Origin of the sequence: Blastococcus sp. CCUG 61487 (genome assembly GCF_005222955.1) — a bacterium.
Lineage (GTDB): Bacteria > Actinomycetota > Actinomycetes > Mycobacteriales > Geodermatophilaceae > Blastococcus.
On record NZ_LWUA01000212.1, the window covers coordinates 1 to 25,439 of the forward strand.

The following is a 25,439-nucleotide window of genomic DNA, read 5'->3' on the forward strand; positions in this document are numbered from 1 at the left end:
CCCACCCCAGGACGATTCACTTCTGCGCGCTCACCGCCTCACCCGGCGCCCGCGCCTACTACGACACCATCCGCGCCCGCGGCGTCTCCCACCACGCCGCCCTCCGACAGCTCGGCAACCGGCTCGTGGGCATCCTCCACGGCTGCCTCAAGACCAAGACCCGCTACGACGAGGACACCGCCTGGCCCAGGCTCGCCACGGCCGCGGCTTGACGCCAAGGACCATGGGATGTCTGACCTGGAGCACCCTCACGATGCGTACTTCGACACCGCCCGCGACGAGGCCGCGCACTGCCGACGCCGCCTGCCCCGCCTCCCTCGATCCGCCAGGGTCCGTAGCCCGGCTGGTCCTCGCCGACGACACCGCCCCGGCCGAGGTAGCCGCGCTCCTCAACATGTCGGTCGCCGAACTGCTGGCGATGGACAACCTGCGCGCCGGCGAGCGCATCCGCGGCGCAGCGGCACCTGCCATCGACGTGGCCTGCGCGGTGCTGCAGTGGCCGGACCTGGCCTCCTTCGCGCCGGTGCTGCCGAAGCCGAAGTCGGCGGCGGGCACCGGCGGCCGGAAGATGGACTACCCGCCGCTGCTGATGCTGATCTACGCGGTCCTGGAGCGCGTCTTCCGCTCCGGCACGCAGGTCGACGCCGAGATGCGCTACCCGTTCAACTGGCTGCGCTTCCGGATGGCCTACCACCAGCTGACCGGGGTTTGGCTGCGCGAGGAGCCGATGGCCTGGGCGAACTACGAGTACTACAGGAACACGTACCTGGCGCCAAAGCACCGCAAGGGCGAGCCGATCGACACCGGCATCTTCCAGCCGGACAGGCCGACGGTGCTGCAGCAGCTCATCCACCACCTCGGTGTGGTGTCCGTCGAGCTGGTCCGCGCCTTGGGCGGCTTCCCCGACGAGGAGATCGACCTGCAGGACCCGAACCCGCTCAACGCCCTCCACGGGGACGGCTCGCAGAAGAAGTCCAACTCCGGCGTGCGCGAGTTCACCGACATCTTCGCCGACGGCACCACCGAGACCCGGCTGTACGGCTCGCGGGCCAGGAAAGGCAAGCCGCGAGTGCAGCGCGTCTTCACCGATACCGCCGCCGACGGCAAGACCGGTGACGGGCTGAACATGGTCGGCCTGTACTGGCGCCACCCCGAGCTGACCGACAGCCGGGTCGTGCTCTTCGTCGGCATGGCCCCGGGCGCCGAGGTCAACGTCGCGCTGCCGGCGGTGCGGCAGGTGCACGGCCTGATCGGCGACGCACTGCACTTTCTCGTCTACGACGGACTGTTCACCGGGGAGGCGCTCGACGAGCTGCTCGTCCGCTACGGCATCGTCGCGTTCAACAAGGCGCCGAAGGCCGACACCAGCGCCCGCGCCACTGGCCGCAAGGCCAACCCGACCCGGCGGCCGGACGTCGTCCTCGACGAGCTGAAGATCGCCACACACGACGCCGACGGCAAGCCGATCAAGAAGTCGTCGGACAGGGCGCGGCTGCGCACCGCGGAGTACCAGCGGGAGGTGAGTGCCGTTCTGGCCGATCAGAAGCACCGGGACCCGGTCGGTCAGCGCACCTACTTCACCAAGACCGGCAAGGCGGTGCAGAAGCCCACCGAGTACAGCTACCTCGCGCCGGCCCGGCACAAGCGTTCCGACGGCACGGTCTGCGAGCACCAGCTCGTGGCCGACGACACCGCGCTGTGGGAGTGGGAGTTCGACTCGGCCGCCGGGGAGAACGTGAAGCTCACCCGGGAGCCCGTCGAGCGGCTCGCCGCCTCACGCCTGCGTGACACCGCCGGGTACTACCTGCGGTTGGACTACCGCATGCCCTGTGAGCACGGCGACTTCTCGCACCGCATCGAGCTGCGCCCCGCGCTGGGCGCCGCCCGCCGCCCCAACGAGCCCAGCCGGCTGCTGCGGGCACTCCCGGAGGCCTACGCCGAGGCGTTCCACGCCATCTTCGACGTCCGCAACGACGCCGAGGGCGCCAACTCCGCCTACAACGCCACCCTCTACATCCAGGGCCGGGCACAGAGCCTCGACGCCCATGCCCAGCTGCTGGACTGGCTGGCGTGGGCGCTGCTGAACAACGCGCTGACCTACGTCCACCACCTCGGCGCCGGCCTGGAGGCCGGGCACAAGCCGAAGAAGACCCGCAAGCCGGTCCGCACCGCCGCCTGACCGGCACAACCCACGACGGCCGCGGCCGGGGACAGGCCATAGGGCTCCCCGGCCGCGGCCGTCGTGTAGGGCGATGGGGGGACGCCGAAACCGGGCCTGCGCCCGACGCGCGAGCAGGCCCTTCTCAAACAGGCTGAAGACGCCGCCGGGGACCGCCTCCGGCCAGCCCGAGGAGGCCCCATCATGACCGCCGCTCTGCCCGGTGCGCTCGCCACCGACGACCTGCGCCCGACGGCGGCAGCACGACCCCGTGCCCCCTTCACCCTGGTCGGCCTCCGTCCCGGTGCGCCCTCTGCCGCACAGCCCCTGCCCGCGCTGCGGGACATCAGCTACGCCCAGGCGATGACCGCCGCCGCCGGCCACCGCAGCGATCCCAACCAGCCGCTGGCGCCCGCCGACCTGCTGCCCCTCCTGCCCGCTGTGTGGCGCCAGCTTGGCCTGTTCCCCACCGAAGACGGTCGGGCCGCCGCGATCGCCACGCTGACCCGCTTCGCGGCCTGGCTGCCCGTCAACAAGGTCACCGACCTGCGCGACGTGGATACCGCCTGCGCCACTCGCTTCGTCAACGGCAAGTTCGACGGCGAGCCGACCCTCGAGCACAAGCACTGGCGGCGGATGACGCTGATCGTCAGCTGGCTCACCCTCGACCACCTCGGCATCGTCACCGCCGGCGCGGACGACGGCGAGGGCCCCGCGTGGCTGGCCACCGCCCGGTGCCGCCGCGGGCCCGCCGGAGAGATCCCCGCAGCGCAGCTGTTCCGGCTCACCGACCTGCAGCGCACCCGCGCCGCGAAGGCCCGCCGCGCCGGCAAGAAGCCGCAGCCGACCGACGTGCTGCCCGACCGCCCGCTCACCGAGATCGAGATCGTCGCCGGCCGGCTCACCGTCGCCGGCTGGAACCCGGCCAGCCGCGACCAGATCACCGTCTCCTGGGCGCTCGCCGAGGCCGGCGCCGGCACCGGCGAGATCCCCTGCGTGCGCGGCACCGACTTCGACGACCTGGCCGCGCCCACCCACGTGCACCTCGTCGGCACCCGCAACGCCGCTCCGCGAACCGTCGCACTCACCCCCTGGGCGCGCGCACAGGCCACCCGCGTGCTGCGCAGGCTCGAGCGCGCCGCCGTGCCCGCCGGCGCCACCGTCGCCTACACCGGTCGCAAGGACCCCGAGCACAAGGACGTGCAGGCCTCGATCAGCGGCAACCTCAACCGCGTCCTCGACGCCGCCGGCATCACCGGCGATGACGTCGCCCCGAACTCCATCCGCCACTGGGCCGCCCGCCACGCCTACGACACCACCGGCCGGCTGCGCGCGGCCGCCGGCGTCCTCGGCCGTGACTACGGCATCGACTGCCTTCACCAGATCGCCCTCGACCCGGTCGAGGTCGGGTAGCTGCCAGCGCGCCCCTACGCACACGAATCCCCGCCCATCGGTCAGGTGGCGGGGACTCGTGGCACTGCGGCTGTGATCCGGCCTCACTCCGGCGGCAGCAGGTGGCGGTTGACCTCCAGTCGGCGGCGGCCCTTGTCGGTCAGCACGCGGTATCCGCTGTCCGTGCCGCCCTCCCCGTGCTCCACCTGCACGAGATTCGCCTGCACGGTCGAGAAGCCGGCCAGCCCGCGGTTGTCGTACCCGACCGACTGTGCGATGCGGTAGAAGGCGTCCTTGTGCATGCGTCCGCCCGCCTGCTCAAGCGCGTGCAGCACGATCGCCTGCCGACGACGCCTTCCTTCGTTGGTGCTGCCCGAGACGTCGAGCTCGGTCTCCGCCTCGGGCGCCTCGGGCTCGATGCCCTCGGGGTCGCCCAACCGAGCCAGCGCCTGCGCCAGCTCGTGCCAACCCTCACCGATCTTCTGGGCGGCGTCCGCAAGTTCTTGCGTGTTCATCGCGTGTCTCCTTTCCTTCGATAGAGATCACCGGCGATCTCTCGTGAACACATCGTGCTCCCATACGAGTCCGCGTGTCAAGAGGTTGCATGTGTTCTCGTGTGATCGCTCGTAAGACTGGTGATTGGAGTAGGCGACTGACTGTTCCGCGCGGTGCCGCACGGTGCGTCGCGGCGGAACGGGAGCCTGGCGGCAACCGGCCGACCGCACGCACCTCGACAACTCCAGACCGCACATCACGCGCGGGCACCCGCCGTGCCACGCGGCGAGGGTCAGATCGGCACGACAGGAGGTGAACCAGCACCGCCGCGACCCTCGCCGCGGACACGACGGGGTATGAGCGCGTCCAGTAGCAACGCTGTCTCGCTGGCGGCCGCGCGCCTCGGTACGAGGCATGTGGGCGAGCCATGGTTCACGGGCGTGACGGGGTGCGTGCGAGGACGGGGGGTAGCGGCTGGACCCGCCGTGATTGTGTCGGCCCGGCCGTGTACAGGTACGCCGTGATTGCCTCGCAGATTCGCCAAGCTGGGCCGGACCCCCGCTCGGCCACCTCCCTGCATGTGACCCGTAGCCCAGCCGCGACACGTTCGCGGGCTGACCGACCGGCGGACCGCCCGGCCGTAGGGTTCAGTCGATTGCCGCTCGCAGGCCGCCGCGCACGGTACGGGTCGACGAAGGAGGTGGCGGTGGGCCTGCGATACATCGGTTCGAAGGCGCGCGTCGCGGCGGAGATCATCGACGAGCTCGGAGCGCCGGGGACGCCAGAGGGTGTGTTCGTCGACGCGTTCTGCGGGACCGGTTCGGTCGCCGTAGCCGCCGCCGAGGCCGGGTGGGGTGTGCGTCTCAACGACTCGTTGCGCAGCGCCGCGATTACCGCGACTGCGCGGCTCGTCAGCCGGGACCAGGCCCGATTCTCGGGCCTCGGCGGGTACGAGGCCGCGGTGGCGGCGTTGAACGGACTCGGGGGCACCGTCGGATTCATCGCGCGCGAGTACAGCCCCCTCTCGGTGGAGACCGCGGGAGTGGAGCGGAAGTACTTCACCGTCGCCAACGCCCGCAGGATCGACGCGGCTCGCGCTCAGATCGCCGCCTGGTACGGCGCCGGTGAGCTCACCGAGCTGGAGCATGTACTGCTCCTCGCCGACCTGATGGTCGCGGTGAACCACGTCGCCAACACCGCGGGCACCTACGGGTGCTTCCTGCGGGACTGGACGGCCACGGCGATGCGGCCGTTGCGGATGGCGCCTCGACAGCTCGCTGAGCAGACCTTGCGGCTCGAGGTCAGTGTCGGGGACGTGCTCGACGTTGAGTACCAGCCCGAGGACGTCGCCTACTTCGATCCGCCGTACACCAAGCGGCAGTACGCGGCCTACTACCACATCCTCGAGACCGTCGCGGCGGGCGACGAGCCGGACGTCGGCGGAGTGACCGGCCTGCGTCCGTGGAAGCACCTCGCGTCAGACTTCTGCTACCGCAGCCGCGCGCTCACCGCGCTGGACCGGCTCGTCGAGGAATGCGGTGCCGGTCGCATCTTGCTCAGCTACAGCAATCAGGGCCACGTGAGCCGCGCGGACCTCGAGGCGGTCCTGGCCGAGCACGGGGAGCTAACCGTGCACCGGCTGGGCGCGATCGGCCGCTACCGGCCCAACCGCGCCGCGGCCGCCCACAGCTCTGACGTGAACGAGTATCTGTTCGACCTGCGCAAGCCGGTCGCGCATCTGGAGGCCGCCGCGTGAGCCGCCCCCGGACCCACGAGCAGCGCCTACTCGCCGACGCCGCGGCGCTCGTCACGCGGGCGCTCACCGACCTCGACGCGCCCGCCGTTGGCCGGCTCGACCTGCTGGAGGCGACGGCGGCCGGCTACGCCGGCTGGGACCTGGATGACTACCGGGAGCGCTTCAGCCGTCCCGGCCAGGTCCCCGCAGACGACGTGCGCGTCTGGGGTGACAAGCTGCTGCACCTGCTCGACGCGCTCCCCATCCCAGTCCCGCTCGCACTGTCGGCGCTGGCGCACCCCCAGCTCGATCCTGGAGCGCGGCGCACCGCCGGCGCCTACTACACCGACTTCCGCCTCGCCCAGCACCTGGCCGCTCAGCTGCCGCGCACCTACCGCACCGGCGATCGGGTGATCGACCTCGCCGCCGGCAGCGGCATGTTGCTGGTGGCCCTGACCCTGCACGTCGCCGACGGTGACCGGGCAGCGGCCTCGCGGTTCGTCCGTGACGCCGTGTGCGGAGCGGACCTGCACGGCGACGCGCTGGCCTCGACCCGAGCGGCCCTCGCCGCCACCGTCGACGACCTCGACGCCGTGTCGGCCCTGGACGAGCGCCTCGTGATCGGCGACAGCCTCACGCGCCCGCTCGCCGAATGGGAGGCGCTCGCACCTGGCGGCTTCGCGGCTGCGATCGGCAACCCGCCGTGGGAGAAGCTCAAGGTCACCCGCCACGAGCTGCTCACCTCCGCCGGGATCGATCGGCACTACGGCTCGGACTACACGGGACACGACGATGCCGCCTACGACGAGGCCCGGCAGCGGATGCTGGCGTACGCCGACGAGCTCGGTGCCCGCTCCCGGCTGCAGGGCAAGGGCGAGGCCGACCTGTACAAGCTGTTCCTCGAGCTGGCCGCACGCGTCGTCCGCCCCCACGGCCAGCTCGGCTTGCTGCTGCCGGCTGGACTGATCCGCTCCCAGGGCACCCAGCCGCTGCGCGAGTTCCTCCTCGACCACGCCGAGGCGCTGTCGCTCACGGTGCTGGAGAACCGCGCCTCCTTCTTCGCCATCGACACCCGCTTCAAGTTCCTCGCCGTCGTCGCGCAGCTCACCGAGGCGAATGCAGGTTCGACGTTGTCGTTGCATCACGCCGCCGGCACCGGCGCGGGGGTCCTCGCTCAGCCGGCCGTGGAGATCGACCGGACCGAGCTCCGGCGGCTTCGGCCCGATCTCACCGTGCCGGAGGTTCGGACCGCCGACGAGTGGCGGATCTTCGCGCGGATGTCCGAACAGGGCGTGACCCTCGACCACGACAGCTGGCGGCACAGCTACCTGCGCGAGCTTGACATGACGAACGACAAAGCCGACTTCGTCTGCCGCGCCTCGTCGAGCGCGCTTCCGCTGGTCGAAGGTCGCATGGTGCATCAGCACCGCGTTCGGGCGAAGGCGTACCGCTCCGGCACCGGTCGCGCCGCGGTCTGGGAGCCGCTGCGCCTCGCAGCGGCCGCGGTCGCGCCGCAGTTCTGGTACCCGCGCCGGTTGCTCACCCCCGCCCTCGAGGCCCGCACCGGCGACGTCCGCGCGGGGTTCTGTGACGTCACGGGGCAGACGAACGAACGCACCCTGCTAGCCGCGCTGATCCCGGCCGGCGTGGTGTGCGGCAACAAGGTGCCGACGCTCACCTTCGACGTCGACGGCCTGAGCACCGAGGAGGCGGCCACGCTGTGGGTCGCGCTGGCGAACAGCCTGCCGGTCGATTGGGCCGCCCGCCGCGTCGTCACGACGAGCATGAACTACTTCCTGCTGCGGTCGCTGCCCTTGCCGGCCCTGACCCGCGACGAGATCCTCCGCGTCATCGAACTGGCCGACAGGCTGCGCCAGGCGGAGGGCGCGCGCGATGCCGATCTGTGGGCGTTGGGGCAGGACCGGGCGGAGATCGACGCCATCGCCGCCCGCAGCCTCGGCCTGGACCTGGCCGACCTCGAGATCGTGCTCAACGACTTCCGGTTGCTCGACCGGGGTCAGCCCCCGCTGCCCGGGGAGGAGAGGTCCACCGTCACCCGAGACGTTGCACTTTCGGCTCTCGCCTCCGAACTGGGAGAAGATGCTGGTACTTGGAGGGTGCGGGCGGACCGTGCCCAGGCGCAGGGCGCGATGCCGTACGTGCCTTCGGACTACGCCAAGCCGACGAAGTAGGGAGTCGCACGTGTCGAGCGGGGATCTGGAGAGGCCGGTCGGGGTACGCAGGCTCGTCTACAAGGAGCTCCTCGAGGGCGACTACCGGAAGCTCGCGGCCAAGTCCAACGACAGCGACAGCGGTGGCGGAGCTCGCGATCTGCGTTTCCCGTTCAAGGAGTTCGACGGGATCTTCGCCCGGCTTCTCCCGCTCTCGCGTGAGGAGCACCGTCGTCGAAAGGGCGGCCGGGTCGATGTGCCGCTGCGCACGGGACCGGTCTACCTGGACGAGGTGACCGAGACGGGTGGGGAGACGACGACCGAGGCAGAGATGGTGTGGGAGACGCCGACCGACGCCCGTCCTAGCGAGGGACGCATCGCGAAGGTGCACGCCTCCCCGGCCACCCGCCAGCTGCTGGAAGCGCGGGAGGCGATGAAGGACGAGGAGGGCAGGCCGCCGCGGGTCTTCGTGCTGTTCGTCCAGAACGACCAGGGCGAGCTTCGCGTGCACTACGCATACGAGCACGAACTCCGAGCGGGGGAGTGGGCGCCGGCGGTTGCCCGGCGGATGCTCGAGCATCTGGATAACCCGAACCGGCGTCGTGACCGTGCCGTGGCCGGCTACATCGACTTCCAGGACAACGTCCACTACGCGCATGACGTCCGCTAACCCGCCGGCGCCGGTCCCGCAGGACGCCCAGGACGTTCTCGACCTGCTGCGCCTGAACCACAACGTCCTCATCAGCGGCCCGCCCGGCACGGGAAAGTCACGGCTGCTCGGCGAGGTAGCACGTGGCTTCCGACACCAGACCGGTGGCCCGGCCTACGTCCGAACCAGCAGGATCGCGATCCCGGCCACCACGGGCGGCCCGCCGCCGCCTTACCTGCCCAGCCCGTCACGCGGGACGCGGGAGGTGTTCCCGATGCCCATGCACTCCGGCTCCAAGCAGCGCGACCTCCTCCGCGGCATCGTTCCCCGGGTCGATCCGGACTCTGATGTGCTCCGGTTCGAGGTGACGGAGGGGAGCCTGTACCGGGCCAGCGAGCACGCGCTCGCTCCGGACGGCGCCGCGTTGCTGCTCATCGACGAGATCAACCGCGGGCCGGCGGTCGCGGTGTTCGGCCCGTCGATCGTCGCGCTCGACGGCGACAAGCGGTTGGATGACGCTGGCAGCCCGACGAACCGGACGGCGTACTTCGACATCCTCGACGAGCAGGGCCATCAGATCTCCTACGCGCTGCCGAAGCACCTGTACATCGTCGCGGCGATGAACCAGGTCGACACGTCGGTGGAGGCCCTAGACGTCGCGTTCCTGCGTCGCTTCACCCCGTTCCGGCTCACCCCCGACGAGGCAGTTCTGCATCGGCACTTCGGCGTGCACGCCGCGGACGTGCCGGCGGGGACGCCGTCGTCGGCTGCAGAGGTGTACAGCCTGCTCATCGCGGCTTGGCGGCGGGTCAACGAGAAGATCAGCCTGGGCCGCGGGCCCGAGTACCAGCTTGGCCACGGAGTGCTGATCCTCGACGCTCCGCCGCAGCCGCTGCCCGAGGCCGTCATGTACGCCGCCCGCGTCTGGCGGTTGGTGCGCCAGCACGTGGACGAGGTCTTCTTCGGGGACACCCGGGGAGTCGCCGACGTGCTCGCCGCGGATCGTGGGGCCAGCCCGTACCAGCTGGACGAGACCACGTTCGCCGGCCAGCCCGTCGTGCACCTGCGCGGGCCGGAGTACCTCGCCGGCGATCCGCTGCTCGCCGCGCTCCGGGCGATCGCCCAGGCCTGACGTGGCCTCGCTTCAGCGGCTGACCGTTCGGGAGGCCCGCGACGAGCCCGGTGTGGTGCGGTCCGCGGCGGCCGCGCTGGGTGTGCCCCACGACGAGGTTCTCGCGCTGCTGGACCCCGCTGCGCGTCGTCTGCGCGAGCTCTTGCGGCTCCGCAGCAGCCCGTTCATGGTGAGCGCGTCGGGCTCATTGCGGGTCGACGGCATCGCCGGGCTCGTGCGACTGTCACCCGACCTGGAACTGCAGATCGCGCCGAAGTTCCTTGACCCGGACGATCCCGGCTGGCAGGAGGACTTCTTCCTGCTGGCGGTGTTCTCCCGCACCGGCCGGGTGCTGCCGCGTGAGCACATTCGCGCTGGCCATGGTCGCCGCGGCGACCTCGCCACCCTGGTAGGCCAGACACTCGTACAGCTGTTCTGGGAGAGCCACCGGCGTCCGGTCCGCTCGTACCGGACCCGGGAGGTACAGGAGTTCGCCTACGAGGGGGACGTGGATCCGATCGACCTGTTCGTTCCGCCCCCGGACGGCTGGCCGCAACGCGTCCTGCAACTGCGGCGCGACAACGAGCACAACGCGGTGCTCGCCGGCGCGGTGCGGGCGTTGCTGCCCGAGGTCCGCGACTCCGAGACACGGCGGCAGCTGCTGCGCGTTGGGCAGGCGATCGGCCATCAGCCGCCGGTGACGTCGCTGCGCCCGGTTCGTCTTCCCAGCCGATACCGGCAGTGGCAAGTCGCCTACGACCTGTCCCTGCAGGTGCTGCGCGGGTTCGGGGTTCAGTTCCAGGAGGAGCACCTGCTGACGCCCGGGTTCGTGCTGCGGACTTGGGAGACATGGCAGGCGCTAGTCGAGGCGGCGTTGCGCACCGGAATGCCTGCCGAGGTGCTCGGCCAGCAGCCGTATCGGCTCGGAGATCGGTCGACGAGCCCGCTCGACGTCACACCGGACGTCGTGATCGTCGTGAATGGCACGCCGGTCCTCGTCGTTGATGCCAAGTACCGCACCCGTGAGGGCACGCGTCCCTCGATGGCGGCCGACGACATCTACGAGACCCTTGCCTTCATGCGTGCCACCGGGACGACGAGTGCCGTGCTGCTCTACCCCCGACCGTCCGACGTCGGACCCGTCCTTCCCGTCGGGAGTGTCGAGTTGTTCGAGCAGGTGGACGTGGGAGCCGAGCGGATCGTCGCGCTTGCCGTGGAGTGCCGCGGTATCAGCGCCACCGACGGCTACGGCCACTTCGCGAGCAGGCTCTCTTCGGCTGTGCAGGAGCACACCGTCTAGGACGGTCGGTGCAGATGGCCAGACGAACGGCCGTCGCAGACGAGCGTGTGGACTCGAAGGGACTCGAGGCCGAGCACCACCGGGTAGGTGGCCCATCGGTTTCCTGTTCGCGGTGAGCGGCGCGCTAGCCTCGCAGCGGGCCGCAGCCGCCCCCAGTTGTCTCACGCGTTGTGTGGTGCGTCACCTGGAGGGATTTCTGCACCCGCCGGGCCTCTAGCTCAATCGGCAGAGCAGCGGACTTTTAATCCGCGGGTTGACGGTTCGATCCCGTCGGGGCCCACCCAGTGTCACCACCGGCCGGCGGCTGGGGTGACGGCTTCACCCATCCGCGTGGCAGCAGATCGACCGGGTCGCACCCGAGAGCGCCGGCGATGAGCTCCAGGTCGTGCATGTCCATGGACATGACCCCGCGCAACCGCACGCTGATATAGGTCTGGTTGACGCCGACCCTGCGCGCAAGAGCCGACCCGCTCATCCCTCGACGGGCGAGCGCTGCACGTACCTCCGCCGCCACGGCCTCGGAGTAGGTCAGTGGCTGAGCGATCGTCTGTGTCGCCATAGCGCTGAACGATAGCGGTAGCGACACGCCGAACGCGATAGGGACTCGCGCATTAGTGGCAGAGCCACTAACTTGACGGTCGTGACATTCGCTCAGTCGAGGGACACCCAGCCGATGGACGCCTCCGGTCTCGCCTCCACGGTCGCCGCCAACGTGCGCGCCGAGCTCGCTCGCCACGGGATGACCGCGCAGGACCTCGCCACCGCCATCGGTGTCACGCCCTTCTACCTGGGCCGGCGGATCGGCCGGCAGCAGCGCGGCGCGATCGCCATCGACGTCGACGAGCTCGAGCGCATCGCCGCCGTCCTCGGCGTCACCCCGGAGTACCTACTGCGGGCACCCTCGCCCGCCAGCCCTCCAGGCGCGCCCCCGGCCAGCTGACCGGTTCGACCCCGCCACACAGCAGCGCCCCCCTCGCATCGCTTCCCGGCAGCGCGAGGAGGGCACCGTCAACAGAGGAGCCTACCCATGCACCAGGCCCACGCCCACCACTCCGGACCCGGACGTCACCGTCCGCGGCCGCTCGACGCCAAGGCGAAGCGACCCGCCAGGATCGTGGCCGGATACCGGGAAGCGCACCCCGGGCAACTGCGCGCCGTCGGGCGCCGCGAGACCCGCACCGAGCGCGCGAAGGCGGCGCGCGTCGCCGCGGCCCGAGCCCGCTTCCTGGCCGACGTCAACCGCGGCACGGGCCCGGTGACGGCGTGATGGCGCTCGGGATGGCGCTCGGTGGCATGGCCGTCGCCGCCGCGGGCTTCGTCCTCCTCTGGATCGACCCGCCGTGGCTGGAGCGGCTGCTCGCCGACCCCTCGCCCTCCCGCGACGACGCCACCGAGGTGCAGCCGTGATCTCCCCAGCGGTCTACGTCCGGCTGCTCCCGACCCGAGCCAGGGTCGCGACGAGCCCCACCGACGTCGGCACGGTCCCCCTTTCCCCGGGGACCGTTCCGAGCGCGCCCGCGCGGCCAGACGGATGCACTGTCCGTCTGGCCGCCGGGACTCGCCCCTCTGCGCCACGCTGCTCGGGCTGGGCCACACCGCTCCGCGGGCCCTACGTCGCCGACCGTCTCCTCTGCGTCCTGTCACCCGGGCACGCCGGCCGGCACCTCCCGTCGCCCTACCACCGGGGCGCGCGCTGATGGGCGGGCAGATCGACGCTCCGACGTGGCGCGGCGATCCCGCTCTGCTCGTGTACGCCGTCCGCTACGCCCTCACCCGGCAGGCGTCGGGATCCCCTGCGCCGCTGGTGGTGCTGCGCGCCCTGCAGGCCAACCGGAACGACCTGCCGGCCACCGCTCAGCAGGCCATCGCCCGCGACGTCGGCGCGTGGCTGGACGGCCCCGGCGCCGAGCAGGCGCCGGCCGACCGGGGGCCATGGATCATGGCCCTCGCCACCCTCGGTGTCCGCCGCCGACGCGCCCCGGTGGTGGCGTGATGGCCCCCTGCGCCGGCGCCATCCACAAGGCGCCCCTCGGCGGGTCGTGCGCCTGCGGCCGTGTCACCCGCGTCCGCGCTGCTCGCCGGCAGACCATGCCGCCGCCCCGCGTGACTCCGGCCGACTGGCTGCTGCACACCCTCCGCGGCGACCTGGTGGCCATCCACTTCCGCGACCCCGCCCAGCTGCCGGACCGCGCCGCGGCGCGTCTCACCGCCACCACCAGCGCGCTGATCGCCGTCGTCGAGGCCGTCACCTACGAGGCCCACGCCCACGGACAGCCGACCCGCCGGCCGTTCCACGACCCGGCCGCGGCCGCGGCCATCGACGCCCTGGTCGCCGCCTTCCAGGACCGGCCGGGCTTCCGCGAGGAGTGGACGCCGTGACCGCCCCAGCTCTGGCTGACCACGGCCTGCTGTCGGCGCTGGCGATCACCTACGGCGCCGCCGGCCACGACCGGGGCTCCAGGCTGACCCACGCCTCAGCGCACGTCGGCCGGTTCCTGGCCTCGACCGCGGAGCTGACCGTCGAGGAGGCCCGCGCGCTGCGCCGACACGTCCCCCGCTGCGCGCCGAGCACCTGCACGGTCGTCGTCCCGGCGACGCGCACGTGCGGCTGCAGCGTCGGCGGGTCCGCCGGCCACCCGACCGCCTGCGACCCGCGCGGCGTCGGCCGGTACTGCCCACCCTCCCTGTGCTGGTGCGGCTCCTGCCCCTGGTGGAAGCCGGCGGCACCGGTCAACTACGCGGCCGCCCTGCAGCGGCTCGCTGAGCAGACGAGGAGCCCCCGGTGATCAACGACGGCACGATGCAGCACCTCCCTGCCGACCGGATTCGCCGCGCGGCCGAGCGGTTTGAGCAGGACGCGGTCTTCGCGGAGAAGGCCGAGGAGCACCTCTGGATCGTGGCGGTCGCGCACCGCATCAGCCCGGAGAAGGTCGCGGCGGTCGCCGCCGGCGACGAGAGCGCGCTCCTGGACGCCGAGTCGGTGTCGATCGCCGGCCTCGGCTGCTACCGCTGCGAGAAGGCCTACGAGCCCCGCCTGCTCGGCAAGCGCTGCCGGGGGCCGCAGTGACCACGATGACGTGCGCCCATCGGGACTGCGGCTGGTTCGACGGCTACGTGGGCGGTCAGCGCGATGCCTACGCTCTCGCGGCCGCCTCGCTGCGGGCCCGCGCTGCAGTCGACATGCTGCTGCCGGTTGATGCCTGGACGAAGGTGATGGCCGCCGCCGACGAGATGGAAAGCCGGCGGCGCGCCCTGGCCGAGCCGCCGCGCTGCTGGGCACCAGTGTCCACCTCGCCCCGGCGCCGACTGCGCCGCGCCTTCGCTCTCGCCCGTAGGCGGTGGTCGGCGTGAGCGCCCCCCTGGTCCCGGCGGCCACGGTCCTGCGGCGGCTCCCCGGCCGCCGCCTGGTCATCGGCCGCTTCCAGGTCGCACACCTGTACGCCACCTCGGAGCGCGCCCGGTGCGGCTGGCGGATGCCGGCCGATGCTCGGGTGCTCGAGCAGGTCGACGAGGCACCTCCGCTGCGCGTGTGCGCCCGCTGCGTCGGTTCGCTCCCGCCGGCGCAGGTGGACGCGCTGCGCCCCGACGCCACCGAGCTCGCCGCCGTGCATGACCGGGAGGCCCGCCTCGTCGCGCAGCGGTGCATCGACGACCTCGAGCGGATCCGCCGGCGCGCTCGCCTGGACGGCACCGCGGCCGCGATCGTGGAGCTCACCGTCTCCAAGCCGGCGACGCACCCGGCGGCGCCGCGGCCGCGCACCCGCGCCGCCCAGTACGCGCAGAACTCCGGCCACGTCGCCGCCATCGAGCAGACGACCCTCGCGCGGTTGCTGAACCGGCTCACCCCCGGCGGCTACAGCACGGAGTGGCGGATGTTCCTGCTCGACCCGCCGGCGCCGGGCTCCCGAGTCGACCCGCAGGCGAGGCGGGCATGACCGGCCGGCCGCACGACTTCGGCGCGTGGGCGCCCGCTCCCGCGCGTAGGCGCCTCGCTGTCGTGGCCCGCCCTTCCGGCGGCCACACACGCCGCCAGGTCGCGTTCTCCACGGTGCCGCCGGAGTGGATGAGCCAGGGCGCCCGCCAGCTGGAGATCCTACTCGGCCGCGCAGCCGGCCCGACTCGCTGCGGCCCCGTGATCGTGCGGGCGTTCTTCACCGCCGACGACGTCGACCAGGCCTTCACCGACCCGATCCTCGCCGACGTGCCCGACGCCCACCTGTCCCGCGCCCGCGCCACCTGGCTGGCCGCCCAGCCCGGATGGCTGCTGCTCATCGCGCACTGCCGGGTCCTGTGGCGCCAGCCCGCCAGCCAGGTGCAGTACTCGTGAGCACCGGCCTGTGCCGCGGCTGCGGCGCCGACATCATCTGGGCCTGGACCGAGGCCGGGCAGCGGATGCCCCTGGACCCGGCCCGCTACCCGCGCGAGGACACCACCGCGAACGTCGCCGTCCGCACCGACCACACCGGCCGGATCTGGGCCCGCGTCATCTCCAAGGACCGCCCGCTGGCGCCGTTCGAGCACCGCGGGATGCCGCACTTCGCCAGCTGCCCCGCCCGACCCCGCAAGCCGCGCGACGAGCTGGCCGCTCGCCGCCGCCGCAACCGCCCCGGAGGCTCACGATGACCGACCGTCCGATCGTCTTCGTCGACTGCGAGACCACCGCGCTGGGCCCGCTGGCCCGCCCGTGGGAGATCGCGGCTGTTCGGCGGGACTGTTCCGACGCCGACGTGTACGAGGAGACCGAGTACGTCTGGCATGTCGCCTACTCGCCCTTCATCCTGCCGCCGGGCACCAACCAGTCGGCGCTCGAAGTCGGCGGATGGTGGCAGCGCGGCGACTTGATCGGCGCGGCGAACTGGTTGTACGACGCCTACGGCGACAGCGACGTCCGGCTGGCCCGCGCCGCCGAGTGGGCCATCGCCCGCCGCGTCCACGAAGTCCTCGCTGGGGCCGTGCTCATCGGCGTCGGCGTCCACTTCGACGCCGCCGTGCTGTCCGCCATGTTCAGCCGGCACTGCCTCGCCCCCGAGCCCTGGCACTACGCGATCGTCGACCTCAAGGCGGCCACCTGGGGCCAGCTGCAGCAGATGCAGGACTACGGCAACGACGACTCGCTGCACACCGCCCGCGCTCTGCCCATGAAATCGGAGCAGATGGCCGAGGAGCTCGGCGTAGCCCCGCCAACCGCGGAGGAGCGGCACACCGCTCTCGGTGACGCCCGCTGGGCCGCCCGCTGGTTCGACGCCCTCGTCGGCGCCGGGGTGCCGGCATGAGCGCCCTGCCCGCGTCGCAGTGGCGCGACGCCGTTCGCCTGGACGCCGCCCTGCTCGACCCGCACGACCTCGCCCCGCACCCGCGGAACGTCCGCCAGGACCTCGGTGACCTGTCGGGCCTCACCGCCTCGATCGCCGAGCAGGGCGTCATCGAGCCGCTGACCGTCGTCCAGCTCGAGCACGGCGGCTACCAGCTGGTCGCCGGACACCGACGCGCAGCCGCGGCCATCGCTGCCGGCCTGGACCAGGTGCCGTGCGTCATCCGCCGCGACCTGTCCGTCGACGCCGAGGCCGACCACGTCCAGGCCGAGCACGTCGGCGCGATGCTCGCCGAGAACCTCCAGCGCGCCGAGCTCACCGCCGTCGAGGAAGCCCGCGGCGTGCAGACGATGCTCGACCTCGGCGCCGACGTCGACGTCGTGGCCGCGCGCACCGGCCTCGAGCGAACCCGCGTCCTCAAGGCCACCGGCGTCGCCCGCCTCGCACCCGACGCCGCGTCCGCCGTGGAGCACGCCGGTCTCACCCTCGACCAGGCGGCCGTGGTCGCCCGCTTCGAGGGCGACACCACCGTCGTCGAGCAGCTCGTGGCCGCCGCAGGGCTTGGCCCGGGCCGGTTCGCTCACGCCGTCACCCGAGCCGAGCAGCAGCGCGCCGAAGCGGAGGCGATCGCCGCTCGCCGAGCGGAGCTCGAGGCCATGGGCCGCCGCGTCGTCGACAGCGACGAGGACGGCGAGAGGCTCGACGACCTGCTGCACGCCGGCGCCAGCATCGACCCCGAGCAGCACCGCGCCTGCCCTGGCTCCGTCGTCCGCGTCAGCGCCTACAGCGTCGCGGACGGCGTCAGGACGCATGACGTCGAGCTGTGCGCCGACCCGGCCGGCAACGGCCACACCGCACGGTGGAACCGGGACCCCGCCGGCTCGCCGGGCACCTCGATGTCGGACGAGGAGCTCGAGCGGCAGCGTGACGAGCGCCGCGCTGTCGTCGAGAACAACCGGACGATGGCCGCGGCGAACACCACCCGCCGCACCTGGGTCCGCGAGTACCTCGCTCGCCCCAAGGCGCCCAAGGAGGTGCTGCGGTTCGCCGTGGAGGCTCTCGCCACCGACCGGCCTCTCCTCGCGGAGTGGCTCGGTGGGCAGGGCGGCCAGGACGTCGACGACGCCGCGGCCGAGCTCGGCCTCTCTCGCTCCACCTGGCGCGCCACGGCGAAGCCCGGCACGCTCACCAGCGGCCAGCATGTCGTCGACGCCCGGCTGCCCCTGCAGCTGCTCGCGCACGTCGCGGCCGCCCACGAGGGCCGGATCACCCGCGACGCCTGGCGCTGGCGCGACGACCGCCGGCACGCCGCCGCCCGCTGGCTGCGGTTCCTCGCCGGCCAGGGCTACGAGCTGTCCGACGTCGAGCAGCAGCTCGTGGACGGAGCGGACCAGTGAGCCCGCGCCAGGCCAGCCCGGAGCAGGTGGCCCGCAACCAGCGCGTGGACCGGATCGTCGAGCTCTTCGTCGCCGGGTACAGCCAGGACTACGTCTGCGAGCAGGGCGTCACGGGCGGCTGGACCCGCCGCGACGTCCTGACCGTCGTGGCGCAGCGCGGCTGGCCGCTGGACGGCTCGGGCCGACTCCCGCTCCGGATGCGCCCTCAGCCCCAGCGCCGCCGCACCGACCGCCCCTCGCCCCCCGGCCACCAGCGGCCGGGCCCGCGGCCCGTTGACTCGTTGGCCGCGCGCACGCTGGCCGCGGAGGCCCGGGCGTCCGTCACGCTCGACGGCGACACGTACGTCGTGGGCGGCGCCTACACGGCGGCGGCCTCGCGGCCGCGGACCTCCACTGAAGGGACAGCGCCGGCGGACGTCGACGCTGCAGGGACGGCACCGGACTCTGAGGAGCCCGGTCACGGATACGCGGGGCCCGACGCCCAGCCGCAGGTAAGCCCGTCCCGCTCCCACCCCGGAGAAGGCGGGGAGCTCGGCGCGTCGGACGCACCGGCCGAGCCCCCCGCCGCCGGCCAACGGACCTGCGAGCGGTGCGGCAACCCCTGCCCCGGCCGCCGGGCGGACACGAAGTACTGCAGCCGGGCTTGCACCCAGCAGGCCTACCGCGCCCGGGTCGACGAGATGGCTCCGCGCGTCGACCGCGACGGGTCGATCTACGCGCAGCACGTCGCGATCGAGCAGACCCTGCGCGAGAAGCACGGGCACCCGTCGTACGTCGCTGAGCTCGACGGGCCGGGGAAGTTCCGGCCGACCGTCACCCCGCCCCCACCGGTCGGGTCGGACCTACCGCTGGCCGACTGGGAGCGGGAGCTCCTCGACGGGTGGGTGTGGGACCCCGACAGCAAGTCCTACGTCGCGCGCACCGATGCCGTCGAGGAGACAGCCGCGGACGAGATCACGGTCGACACCGGCGAGCAGGTCCCCCCGCCCGCGCACGTGGACCTGCTCGCTGTCGCGCTCGAGCACCGGCACCCCGCGGTGCGGGCGAAGGCGCAGATCGTCGTCAAGGCCGTCGACAAGCTGCTGTCGGCCATGGCCAGGCACCGGGATGCGTGAGCCGTGCAGGTCGGCCTCTGCCCCGAGTGTCGCCGCCGCTACGTCCTCGTCTGGGCGTCCCCACCCTGCCGGTGCGGCCTCGACCACGGGCCCGGCGCCTGCCCGGACGCCAAGCGGGTCCGCGTCGTCCGCGAGCACAAGCCCTGCGGCCGACACCGCCGCCCACGCCCTGACTCCGTTCAGCTCTACCCCTAGGAGATCTCCCGTGCCGTCCGTTCCTCGCGGTGACGAGCTCGAGCGCATCGAGTGGGTCGAAGGACAGGTCCCCCTGCCCGACATGCCCCATGGGCAGCTCGCTGCCGGCGATGCGTCCGAGCTCGGCCGGCTCACTGCTCTCGGCGTCAACCGTGCCGCGGCCGCGGTGCTCGCCGCTGGCCCCGGGCCCCGGCCGAAGAAGACCCGTGAGCTTCCTCGCGAGCACGGCAGCGAGCGCGGCTACCGGCAGCACATCGACCGCGGCGAGACCACCTGCCCGCCGTGCCGGGCCGCGCACGCCGCCTACAACGACGAGCACGTCGTCAGGTGGCCGGCATGAGCGTCAAGGTCTCCAGCTGGGTGTGGGAGCACTCCAAGACCGGCGGCGGCGACCGCCTGCTCCTGCTCGCGATCGCCGACAACGCCGACGACGACGGCGACAACGCCTGGCCGTCGGTGGCCACGCTGGCGCGCAAGACGCAGACCTCCGACCGCACGGTGCAGCGCGGCATCGAGCGCCTGGTGAAGGGCGGCTGCGTCGAGGTGAGCCGCGGCGCCGGCCGCGGCGGCACGCACCGCTACCGGGTCCTGATGACCGCTGTCGCCGCGGAGGGCTGCGGCTGCGACGAGCACGCCGTCACCGACCAGGAGCAGGCGGTCACCGCTGGGGACAACCTGGCCGGAGCTGTGGAGAACCCCTCACAGGGGGGTGTCAATCTGACACCCGTCAATCTGACGGAGGGGGTGACACAGCTCCGTCACCGGGGGGGTGACACAGCTGTGTCACCTGAACGTCCTGAACGTCCAAGAACTCCCCCCAACCCCCCGGCACGCCGGGGGGCGAAGTGCGATCACGGAAGGACCAGCGGTTGCCGCCGCTGCGGCACCAACCCGCGTGCCGCCGAGCACCGCGAGCTCCTGGCCGCCGCCGAAGCGGCGGCCGCCCAGGTCGAACGGGTCGAGCGAGACCGTGACGCGCTGCCCTGGTGCGGCGACCCGGCCTGCTACGAGCCCACCCGCTGGCGCACCGACAGCGGCGGCACGGCCCGCTGCCACGCCTGCCACCCCGACGTCGTCGTCGGCCGCCCCGCCAGGCAGCTCGTCGTCCTGGCCAGCCAGCTCCCCGCCCTCCGCGCCCGGGCCGGCTGATCGTGGCCGTCCCCGTCCCCCGACCGCGACGGCCCCCCGTGTGGATGGCCGCCTGCGACGACTACCGCGAAGCCCACCGACCCGAACCCACGAAGGGAGCCCCACGTTGATCGAGATCACCGGCCACTGCCCGATGGGCTGCGGCCAGACGCTGTTCGTCGGCGACGGCGGGCACGTCACCTGTTCCTACGCGCTGTGCCCTCGATCGGACGCAGTTGACGAGATCCTCGCGGACCGGGAGACCGAGCACGTCGTCGTCCTGGCCGAGGAGACGTTCTCGGTGCAGCACCCGCTCCGGGAGCGCCTGGACGACGAGCTGTTCACCTGCCCGCTGCACGAGTGGCTGCAGCAGCAAGACGGACCACCCGAGGCGCCCGGTCGGTACCGCGTCCGTGAGCCCTACGGCGACTCGATCTGGGAGCCGCTGGCATGAGCGGCTTCGGTGATCTCTTCGGCGCGGCTGGTTTCGCCGGCACACCGTTGGGTCAGGCCGCGGCGGCCGCCCAGCGGGACACGAAGAAGAAGCCGACCCGTGGTGCTCTGCCGCCGATCCGCGGCAAGCGCATCGACGGCGTCCTGTATGTGCGCGCCGACGACGTCGCTGACGCCCTGCAAAGCCAGGTCCCGACGGCGGCGGCGCGAGGCACCCGATGAGCGGCACCCAGAGCGGCCACTTCGAGCGACACCTGTGGGAGGTCGACCACCCGTACTACTCGACCCACGGCAACTACTTCTCGCGCGACTACCACGCCGCCTATGGGTCATGGGTCGAGTTCGTGGAGGACGCGGGAGACGACGACCTCGACATGAACCTCGTCTACCGCTGGGACTGGCAGGTCCCTGACCCGGACGACTACGAGCCCGACGAGGAGATGCCGCCGGAGACCCTGGACCTGTTCTATGTCGGACAGCGCAAGGCCATCCATCGGTCGGTGAGCGTCACCGTGCAGCGCGAGGACGAGCCCGCGATCCGCGACTGGCTGATCGTCCGCGCCGAGCACATGCGCCGGGTTTGGGAGCCGCTGCTGTGACCGCCCAGAGGGGCGAGCCCGCCCAGCGGTACGGAGTCTGTTCCGGCTGCGGCGAGCGGAAGGCACTCCGCGCCAGCGACGGCGCTGTACGCCACCACAAGGGCAAGGGTCGCACAGTCACCCCGAGCGGCGCGTGGGCCGTCTGCTGCTCCGGCTGCGGGCAGCCACCGCGCCTGGCGGTGACCCAGTGACCGGCGCCCAGAGGGGCGAGCCCGCACAGCCAGCGGTGTGCACCTGCGGTCCGGGCGCGTGGGGGACCTGCGACACCTGCGGCGTCGACGCCTGGATCAAGCACCACTGCCCGTTCCCCTGCGACGACGTGACCTGCGAGGGCGGCTCGATCTGCATCGGCTGCCTGACCGGCCGCCCCTGCCCCGTGCACAACGACACCGAGGAGGACGGCCCCGAGTGTCAGCTCCACTGGCCGGACGGCAACGAGGCGGTCTGCGGCTCCTGCGGCGGCCCGCTGTGACCGCCCAGAGGGGCGACTTCGAGCAGGCGGTCGTGGACGGCGGCAGCCGGTGAAGCGCTCACCGCTCGCGCGGTCGACACCGTTGCGTCGGTCGTCGATGCTGGCCCCTGGCCGCGTTCCGCCGCGGGCCGGTGAGGCGAGTCGCTCCATCGCGACCCGGCCGCGGGCTGAGCGACTCGCCGGCTCCGGCTCCGCCAGGGCTGGGGAGATCCCGCCGAGCGCGCGGGCCGCGGTGCTCGAGCGGGACCGGATGCGCTGCATCCGGTGCGGTGTCTCGGTCGAGCACCGCCCCCGCTCGATCCACCACCGCCAGCCCCGCGGCATGGGCGGCACCCGCCTGGCGTCGGCGCACCGGCTGTCGCTGCTCGTGCTGGTGTGCGGCAGCGGCACGACCGGCTGCCACGGCGAGATCGAGTCCCGACGCTCCCATGCCCGCACGCTGGGCTGGCTGATCTCGAAGTTCGAGCCGGCCGACCCGCAGACCATCCCGCTGCACCTGGACGACGGCCGCCGCGTGTGGCTCCTGGACGACGGCACCAAGACCGTGGAGATCGCCGGTGCCTGACGACCGCGCGCCGGGCTGGCACCGCGGCAAGGGCCGCGCCCGCCGCGTCATCGACTGGCGGCTGGCCATGTGGGTGGCGATCGCTGTCGTCTGGGCTGTCGTCACCTACCGGGCCGCCACCTGGGAGATACCTGAGGCGGTCGTGGCCGCGACCGCTGTCACCGCCGCCGGCGCCTTCGCCGCCGGCTACCTGATGGGAGAGCGCGCTTGAGCAGCGACCACACGCAGCACGTCATCGACTCCATCGACGGGGCGCTCGCCGACTGGTCGGTCGGCCCGGACGCCATGCGCTGGTCGCCGAACCGGCCGGCCGCGCACAGCCTGCCGGTCCGGCGTCATGCCGCCCTCTTCTTCGCTCCTGCGGGCACGCCACCACCGGGTCGCGCCCCCTCCGGCCCGTGGCAGCGGCTCGAGGACGCGGATGGGCTCCTACTGCCCGTGGCCGACGCCTTCCGGAGCATGGCCGAGAGGATCACGGAGCTCTTCTCGCTCTCGTCCGCCGAGGCATCCCGCTTCGCGGAGACCCTGGCATCCCTAGCCGCCGACACCACCGCCGACGACGACGTCGATGACCTCCGCACACGGGCGCTTCGGCTGCGCCAGCAGCGCCACACCGGCCCGAACACCGACGTCACCAGGCAGCGGAGGCCCCGCCATCACAGCGCCACCCGATCAGTCGCCCGTACCGCTCCCTTCGCCTCCCGGTCCCGCCGATGACCGTCGTGTGCCGCTCGACCCTGACGACCTCGGCATCCTCCGCTTCGAGCGGCAGCACTGGCGTGATAGCTGGAGCAAGGGGCAGGCCATCGCTGAGCAGTTCGGCCTCACCCCGGTCCGCTACTACCAGCGCCTGTCTCGGATCATCGACACCCCCGACGCCCTCGCTGAGGACCCCGTGCTCGTCCACCGCCTCCGCCGGCTGCGCGCCTCCCGCCTCTCCTACCGCGACCGGCAGGACACCCGTGGCTGACCGCGTCGCCGTCGACACCGGCGACCTGTGGCGCTGGGTCGACCGCCTCACCCGCGCCCGCCGCGAACGCGTGGTCCGCAAGACCCCCGGCGCCCGGGCGCGCATCGAGTACTTCGAGCTGCCCAGCCTCTGGACCCAGCTCATCCGCGAGGTCGACAGCAGCAGCACCGGCGGCGGCCACGGCGCCGGCGGCACAGGCAGCCGGCCGCCCATCAACCTCGAGAAGGTCGCGCTCGCCGCCGAGATCTCCGACCTGGTCACCGACGCGCTCATCGAGCACGGCGAGCGCCCCCGCCTCGAGGTCGACGCTACGACCGACCGCCGCCGGGCCGCCACCCCGCCGGCCCTCGTCGACGACACCGGGCGACCGCTGCACGATCCCGACGTCGCCGGCCGCCTGGTCGAGCGTGCCGCCCGCGCGGCCGCCGACCAGGCCGCCCGCCGCGACAGCGGGCGCCTCCAGCACGACACCGCCTCCGACCTGCGCCACCTCGCTGCTGTGGTCGCCGACACCCGCGAGGTCGAACTCATCACCTGGTGGGCAGACCAGTACCGCTACTGGGTCGCCCGCGTCGAGACCGCCCTCGGCAGCGACGACGAGTCGATCGACACCCGACCCGTCCGCGGCAAGGCCTGCCCCGCCTGCGAGGCCACCTACGCCATCCGCGAGCAGCCCAGCGAGGCCTTCGCCAGCGGCGTCGAGACCTTCCACGACCCGGCGCTCGTCGTCCAGTTCCACGACGGCCGCGTCCGCCACGTCACCTGCCGGGCGTGCGGCGGGGACTGGTGGCGCGGTGAAGGCCTCGAGCAGCTCGGCGAGCAGCTGGGCGGGTCGACGGCCTGGACGACGAGCACGGGCGACGAGCCAGCGGAGGACTGACCAGATCAGTCCAGCGTGCGCAGCTGATCGGCTGGCTGCCAGGTCAGCTCGTACTCCCACGGCGAGCTGTACAGGGTCGCCAGCCCCAGCCACGCACCCGCGGCCGTGCGCATACGCCCCCACAGCCAGCCCGACCGCCCGTCGCTGCAGCCGACCGGCCTGGTCGGCACTACCCGTGACGCGCCTGGCCGGCTCAGCGCGGCGCTGATCTCCCGCTCCAGGTCCTCGTCCGGGGTCGGCCTCCACTGCACCTCTGGAACGGTAGACACGCCGTTGCGTAGCCAGAGCGCACACCGAGAGTGGCGACTGGCTGTACCGTGTGCACCACCGGCGGTGAGCCATGCCCGGAGGCAGGTGACTTCGGTGCCCTGGGATCGCGCCCGACCTCGCTCCTCGGACTACGGCCCGGCCCATGCTCGGGCCCGTGCTGAGGCGGCCAGGCTCCACGACCCCGACGACCCGTGCACCCGCTGCGGGCACCGGCTCGGCCCGATGGGTCCTGGTCTGCACTACGACCACCGCGACGACCGGTCCGGGTACGCTGGGTTCGCCCACGGCTCGCCCTGCCCTGACTGCGGCGTCCGCTGCAACGTCGTGGCCGGTGCCCGGAAGGGCCGCGCCGCGCAGGAGGTGACCCGCCTGGCCTGGTGACCGGCCGGCCTCGGGATCGCCAGGCGTGAGCTCGGCGAAAACAAGGGCGAGGGCCAGCCACCCCGCCAGCGCCGCCCGCGGCTTGGTGACAAGGCGCTGACCTGGGGTTTTGCACCTCGCGGCCGACCGAGATCACCCCAGGGGTGTGGGGGGCGTCCGGATCTCTGGACCCTCACCCCGTTCTGACCCGCCTGTCGAGCTTTCCCCCCCTACGTGGGGCGTTGCAACGTTGCAACGCAGGAGGTGACGGATGGACCGTCACTGTGCGTCATGCCGCAAGCCGCTCAGCTCGACGTCGCCTCGAGCGCGGTTCTGCAACAGCACCTGCCGGTCACGGGCTCACCGGGCCGGCGGGCTGGCAGCCGTCGAGAGCTCCGCGCAGCCGGTCGACCTGGCCACGCGGCGAGCGGCCTCCGCTCCGGCGCCGGCTGGCATCGTGGCCGCGGTCATCGCAAAGCTGACCGAGGCCGACCGGCTGGACACCTGGGAAGGGCAGGCTGCGCTCGACCTGGCGCAGCAGATGGCCGACGCACCAGCGGCCACCCTCTCGGCGCGCGCCGCGGCCAACAAGGAGCTTCGCGAGGCGATGGCCCTGGCGCTCAAGGGAGTCGGCGCGCCGACGTCGTCGGTGCAGGAGATCCGCGACGAGCTGGCCCGCCGCCGGCGCGAGCGTGCCCAGGGCGCCGTGTGA

The 25,439-nt window shown here is 72.7% G+C and carries 36 protein-coding genes, 1 tRNA gene and 1 pseudogene; 35 read left to right on the forward strand and 3 right to left on the reverse strand.

The annotated features are described in order from the left end of the window. The 3 genes and pseudogenes from A6V29_RS10435 to A6V29_RS10445 all read left to right on the forward strand — a co-directional run. A pseudogene (locus tag A6V29_RS10435) lies at positions 1–212 on the forward strand (IS110 family transposase); the annotation flags it as partial. 41 nt (positions 213–253) lie between these two features. After that, positions 254–2,179, forward strand: coding sequence for a hypothetical protein (locus tag A6V29_RS10440; protein ID WP_137160222.1), 1,926 nt, complete (start codon positions 254–256; stop codon positions 2,177–2,179). 183 nt (positions 2,180–2,362) lie between these two features. Continuing rightward, positions 2,363–3,571, forward strand: a complete 1,209-nt coding sequence (locus A6V29_RS10445) for a site-specific integrase (protein WP_137160223.1) — start codon at positions 2,363–2,365, stop codon at positions 3,569–3,571. 83 nt (positions 3,572–3,654) lie between these two features. On the opposite strand, the gene A6V29_RS10450 is transcribed toward A6V29_RS10445, so the two are convergent. Then, positions 3,655–4,065, reverse strand: a complete 411-nt coding sequence (locus tag A6V29_RS10450; RefSeq protein ID WP_137160224.1) for a hypothetical protein — start codon at positions 4,063–4,065, stop codon at positions 3,655–3,657. A gap of 686 nt (positions 4,066–4,751) precedes the next feature. Here A6V29_RS10450 and A6V29_RS10455 point away from each other — a divergent pair. From A6V29_RS10455 to A6V29_RS10480, 6 genes are all read left to right on the forward strand, one after another. Further along, the gene (locus A6V29_RS10455) at positions 4,752–5,801 is read left to right on the forward strand and encodes a DNA adenine methylase (protein ID WP_137160225.1); all 1,050 of its coding nucleotides are present in this window, start codon (positions 4,752–4,754) and stop codon (positions 5,799–5,801) included. Continuing rightward, a complete protein-coding gene (locus A6V29_RS10460) occupies positions 5,798–7,972 on the forward strand; it encodes an Eco57I restriction-modification methylase domain-containing protein (RefSeq protein ID WP_137160226.1) in 2,175 nt (724 codons plus the stop codon). Before A6V29_RS10455 ends, A6V29_RS10460 begins: the two co-directional genes overlap by 4 nt. A 10-nt stretch (positions 7,973–7,982) precedes the next feature. Beyond that, positions 7,983–8,621: a hypothetical protein gene (locus A6V29_RS10465; RefSeq protein WP_137160227.1), complete on the forward strand. Its 639-nt coding sequence runs from the start codon at positions 7,983–7,985 to the stop codon at positions 8,619–8,621. Next, positions 8,608–9,732: an AAA family ATPase gene (locus A6V29_RS10470; protein WP_137160228.1), complete on the forward strand. Its 1,125-nt coding sequence runs from the start codon at positions 8,608–8,610 to the stop codon at positions 9,730–9,732. The genes A6V29_RS10465 and A6V29_RS10470 overlap by 14 nt, the downstream gene beginning before the upstream one ends. Before the next feature lies 1 nt (position 9,733). Beyond that, a complete protein-coding gene (locus A6V29_RS10475) occupies positions 9,734–11,011 on the forward strand; it encodes a 5-methylcytosine restriction system specificity protein McrC (RefSeq protein WP_137160229.1) in 1,278 nt (425 codons plus the stop codon). A gap of 207 nt (positions 11,012–11,218) precedes the next feature. Beyond that, a tRNA-Lys gene (locus tag A6V29_RS10480) sits at positions 11,219–11,291 on the forward strand. Here the strand turns inward: A6V29_RS10480 and A6V29_RS22155 are convergent. Next, positions 11,253–11,570, reverse strand: a complete 318-nt coding sequence (locus A6V29_RS22155; protein WP_137160273.1) for a helix-turn-helix domain-containing protein — start codon at positions 11,568–11,570, stop codon at positions 11,253–11,255. The two genes, A6V29_RS10480 and A6V29_RS22155, sit on opposite strands and share 39 nt — an antisense overlap. 81 nt (positions 11,571–11,651) lie before the next feature. On the opposite strand from A6V29_RS22155, the gene A6V29_RS10490 reads away from it, so the two are divergent. From A6V29_RS10490 to A6V29_RS10600, 25 genes are all read left to right on the forward strand, one after another. Next, positions 11,652–11,951: a helix-turn-helix domain-containing protein gene (locus A6V29_RS10490; RefSeq protein WP_137160230.1), complete on the forward strand. Its 300-nt coding sequence runs from the start codon at positions 11,652–11,654 to the stop codon at positions 11,949–11,951. 87 nt (positions 11,952–12,038) lie between these two features. Then, a complete protein-coding gene (locus A6V29_RS10495; RefSeq protein ID WP_137160231.1) occupies positions 12,039–12,278 on the forward strand; it encodes a hypothetical protein in 240 nt (79 codons plus the stop codon). Further along, positions 12,275–12,418, forward strand: a complete 144-nt coding sequence (locus A6V29_RS20900; RefSeq protein WP_170977821.1) for a hypothetical protein — start codon at positions 12,275–12,277, stop codon at positions 12,416–12,418. The genes A6V29_RS10495 and A6V29_RS20900 overlap by 4 nt, the downstream gene beginning before the upstream one ends. 289 nt (positions 12,419–12,707) lie before the next feature. Further along, positions 12,708–13,004, forward strand: coding sequence for a hypothetical protein (locus tag A6V29_RS10500; RefSeq protein WP_137160232.1), 297 nt, complete (start codon positions 12,708–12,710; stop codon positions 13,002–13,004). Beyond that, positions 13,004–13,390 carry a hypothetical protein gene (locus tag A6V29_RS10505; protein WP_137160233.1) on the forward strand — a complete coding sequence of 129 codons (387 nt, stop codon included), beginning with the start codon at positions 13,004–13,006 and terminating at the stop codon, positions 13,388–13,390. Before A6V29_RS10500 ends, A6V29_RS10505 begins: the two co-directional genes overlap by 1 nt. Beyond that, on the forward strand, positions 13,387–13,797 hold the full coding sequence (locus A6V29_RS10510) for a hypothetical protein (RefSeq protein WP_137160234.1): 411 nt from the start codon (positions 13,387–13,389) through the stop codon (positions 13,795–13,797). The genes A6V29_RS10505 and A6V29_RS10510 overlap by 4 nt, the downstream gene beginning before the upstream one ends. After that, positions 13,794–14,078 (forward strand): hypothetical protein, encoded by a 285-nt coding sequence (locus A6V29_RS10515; RefSeq protein ID WP_137160235.1) that lies wholly within the window; start codon positions 13,794–13,796, stop codon positions 14,076–14,078. Before A6V29_RS10510 ends, A6V29_RS10515 begins: the two co-directional genes overlap by 4 nt. Positions 14,079–14,083: 5 nt before the next feature. Further along, a complete protein-coding gene (locus tag A6V29_RS10520) occupies positions 14,084–14,362 on the forward strand; it encodes a hypothetical protein (protein ID WP_137160236.1) in 279 nt (92 codons plus the stop codon). Then, positions 14,359–14,946 carry a hypothetical protein gene (locus A6V29_RS10525; protein ID WP_137160237.1) on the forward strand — a complete coding sequence of 196 codons (588 nt, stop codon included), beginning with the start codon at positions 14,359–14,361 and terminating at the stop codon, positions 14,944–14,946. The genes A6V29_RS10520 and A6V29_RS10525 overlap by 4 nt, the downstream gene beginning before the upstream one ends. A gap of 62 nt (positions 14,947–15,008) precedes the next feature. Continuing rightward, positions 15,009–15,338 carry a hypothetical protein gene (locus A6V29_RS10530; protein WP_137160238.1) on the forward strand — a complete coding sequence of 110 codons (330 nt, stop codon included), beginning with the start codon at positions 15,009–15,011 and terminating at the stop codon, positions 15,336–15,338. Then, positions 15,335–15,634, forward strand: a complete 300-nt coding sequence (locus A6V29_RS10535; protein ID WP_137160239.1) for a hypothetical protein — start codon at positions 15,335–15,337, stop codon at positions 15,632–15,634. The genes A6V29_RS10530 and A6V29_RS10535 overlap by 4 nt, the downstream gene beginning before the upstream one ends. Then, complete coding sequence (locus tag A6V29_RS10540) at positions 15,631–16,284, forward strand: 3'-5' exoribonuclease domain-containing protein (RefSeq protein ID WP_137160240.1); 654 nt, start codon at positions 15,631–15,633, stop codon at positions 16,282–16,284. The genes A6V29_RS10535 and A6V29_RS10540 overlap by 4 nt, the downstream gene beginning before the upstream one ends. Then, positions 16,281–17,720 carry a ParB/RepB/Spo0J family partition protein gene (locus A6V29_RS10545; RefSeq protein ID WP_137160241.1) on the forward strand — a complete coding sequence of 480 codons (1,440 nt, stop codon included), beginning with the start codon at positions 16,281–16,283 and terminating at the stop codon, positions 17,718–17,720. Before A6V29_RS10540 ends, A6V29_RS10545 begins: the two co-directional genes overlap by 4 nt. Next, on the forward strand, positions 17,717–18,835 hold the full coding sequence (locus A6V29_RS10550; RefSeq protein WP_137160242.1) for a hypothetical protein: 1,119 nt from the start codon (positions 17,717–17,719) through the stop codon (positions 18,833–18,835). The genes A6V29_RS10545 and A6V29_RS10550 overlap by 4 nt, the downstream gene beginning before the upstream one ends. A gap of 205 nt (positions 18,836–19,040) precedes the next feature. After that, positions 19,041–19,370, forward strand: coding sequence for a hypothetical protein (locus A6V29_RS10555; RefSeq protein WP_137160243.1), 330 nt, complete (start codon positions 19,041–19,043; stop codon positions 19,368–19,370). Next, entirely contained in the window at positions 19,367–20,179 is an 813-nt protein-coding gene (locus A6V29_RS10560; protein WP_137160244.1) for a helix-turn-helix domain-containing protein, read from the forward strand. Before A6V29_RS10555 ends, A6V29_RS10560 begins: the two co-directional genes overlap by 4 nt. Before the next feature lie 106 nt (positions 20,180–20,285). Then, a complete protein-coding gene (locus A6V29_RS10565; protein WP_212719234.1) occupies positions 20,286–20,612 on the forward strand; it encodes a DUF6085 family protein in 327 nt (108 codons plus the stop codon). Beyond that, entirely contained in the window at positions 20,609–20,833 is a 225-nt protein-coding gene (locus tag A6V29_RS10570) for a hypothetical protein (RefSeq protein ID WP_137160245.1), read from the forward strand. The genes A6V29_RS10565 and A6V29_RS10570 overlap by 4 nt, the downstream gene beginning before the upstream one ends. Beyond that, positions 20,830–21,210 (forward strand): hypothetical protein, encoded by a 381-nt coding sequence (locus A6V29_RS10575; protein ID WP_137160246.1) that lies wholly within the window; start codon positions 20,830–20,832, stop codon positions 21,208–21,210. Before A6V29_RS10570 ends, A6V29_RS10575 begins: the two co-directional genes overlap by 4 nt. A 187-nt stretch (positions 21,211–21,397) precedes the next feature. Further along, positions 21,398–21,682: a hypothetical protein gene (locus A6V29_RS10580; protein WP_137160247.1), complete on the forward strand. Its 285-nt coding sequence runs from the start codon at positions 21,398–21,400 to the stop codon at positions 21,680–21,682. 322 nt (positions 21,683–22,004) lie between these two features. Beyond that, the gene (locus A6V29_RS10585; protein WP_137160248.1) at positions 22,005–22,247 is read left to right on the forward strand and encodes a hypothetical protein; all 243 of its coding nucleotides are present in this window, start codon (positions 22,005–22,007) and stop codon (positions 22,245–22,247) included. Continuing rightward, positions 22,240–22,458 carry a hypothetical protein gene (locus A6V29_RS10590; RefSeq protein WP_137160249.1) on the forward strand — a complete coding sequence of 73 codons (219 nt, stop codon included), beginning with the start codon at positions 22,240–22,242 and terminating at the stop codon, positions 22,456–22,458. Before A6V29_RS10585 ends, A6V29_RS10590 begins: the two co-directional genes overlap by 8 nt. Beyond that, positions 22,455–22,964, forward strand: coding sequence for a hypothetical protein (locus tag A6V29_RS21265; RefSeq protein ID WP_212719237.1), 510 nt, complete (start codon positions 22,455–22,457; stop codon positions 22,962–22,964). Before A6V29_RS10590 ends, A6V29_RS21265 begins: the two co-directional genes overlap by 4 nt. A 7-nt stretch (positions 22,965–22,971) precedes the next feature. After that, a complete protein-coding gene (locus A6V29_RS21270; RefSeq protein WP_212719240.1) occupies positions 22,972–23,217 on the forward strand; it encodes a DUF3263 domain-containing protein in 246 nt (81 codons plus the stop codon). After that, on the forward strand, positions 23,210–24,097 hold the full coding sequence (locus A6V29_RS10600) for a DUF7341 domain-containing protein (RefSeq protein ID WP_137160251.1): 888 nt from the start codon (positions 23,210–23,212) through the stop codon (positions 24,095–24,097). The genes A6V29_RS21270 and A6V29_RS10600 overlap by 8 nt, the downstream gene beginning before the upstream one ends. A gap of 5 nt (positions 24,098–24,102) precedes the next feature. Here the strand turns inward: A6V29_RS10600 and A6V29_RS10605 are convergent, their stop codons facing one another. Further along, entirely contained in the window at positions 24,103–24,348 is a 246-nt protein-coding gene (locus A6V29_RS10605; protein ID WP_137160252.1) for a hypothetical protein, read from the reverse strand. An 836-nt stretch (positions 24,349–25,184) separates the two neighbouring features. On the opposite strand from A6V29_RS10605, the gene A6V29_RS10610 reads away from it, so the two are divergent. Then, positions 25,185–25,439, forward strand: a complete 255-nt coding sequence (locus A6V29_RS10610) for a hypothetical protein (RefSeq protein ID WP_137160253.1) — start codon at positions 25,185–25,187, stop codon at positions 25,437–25,439.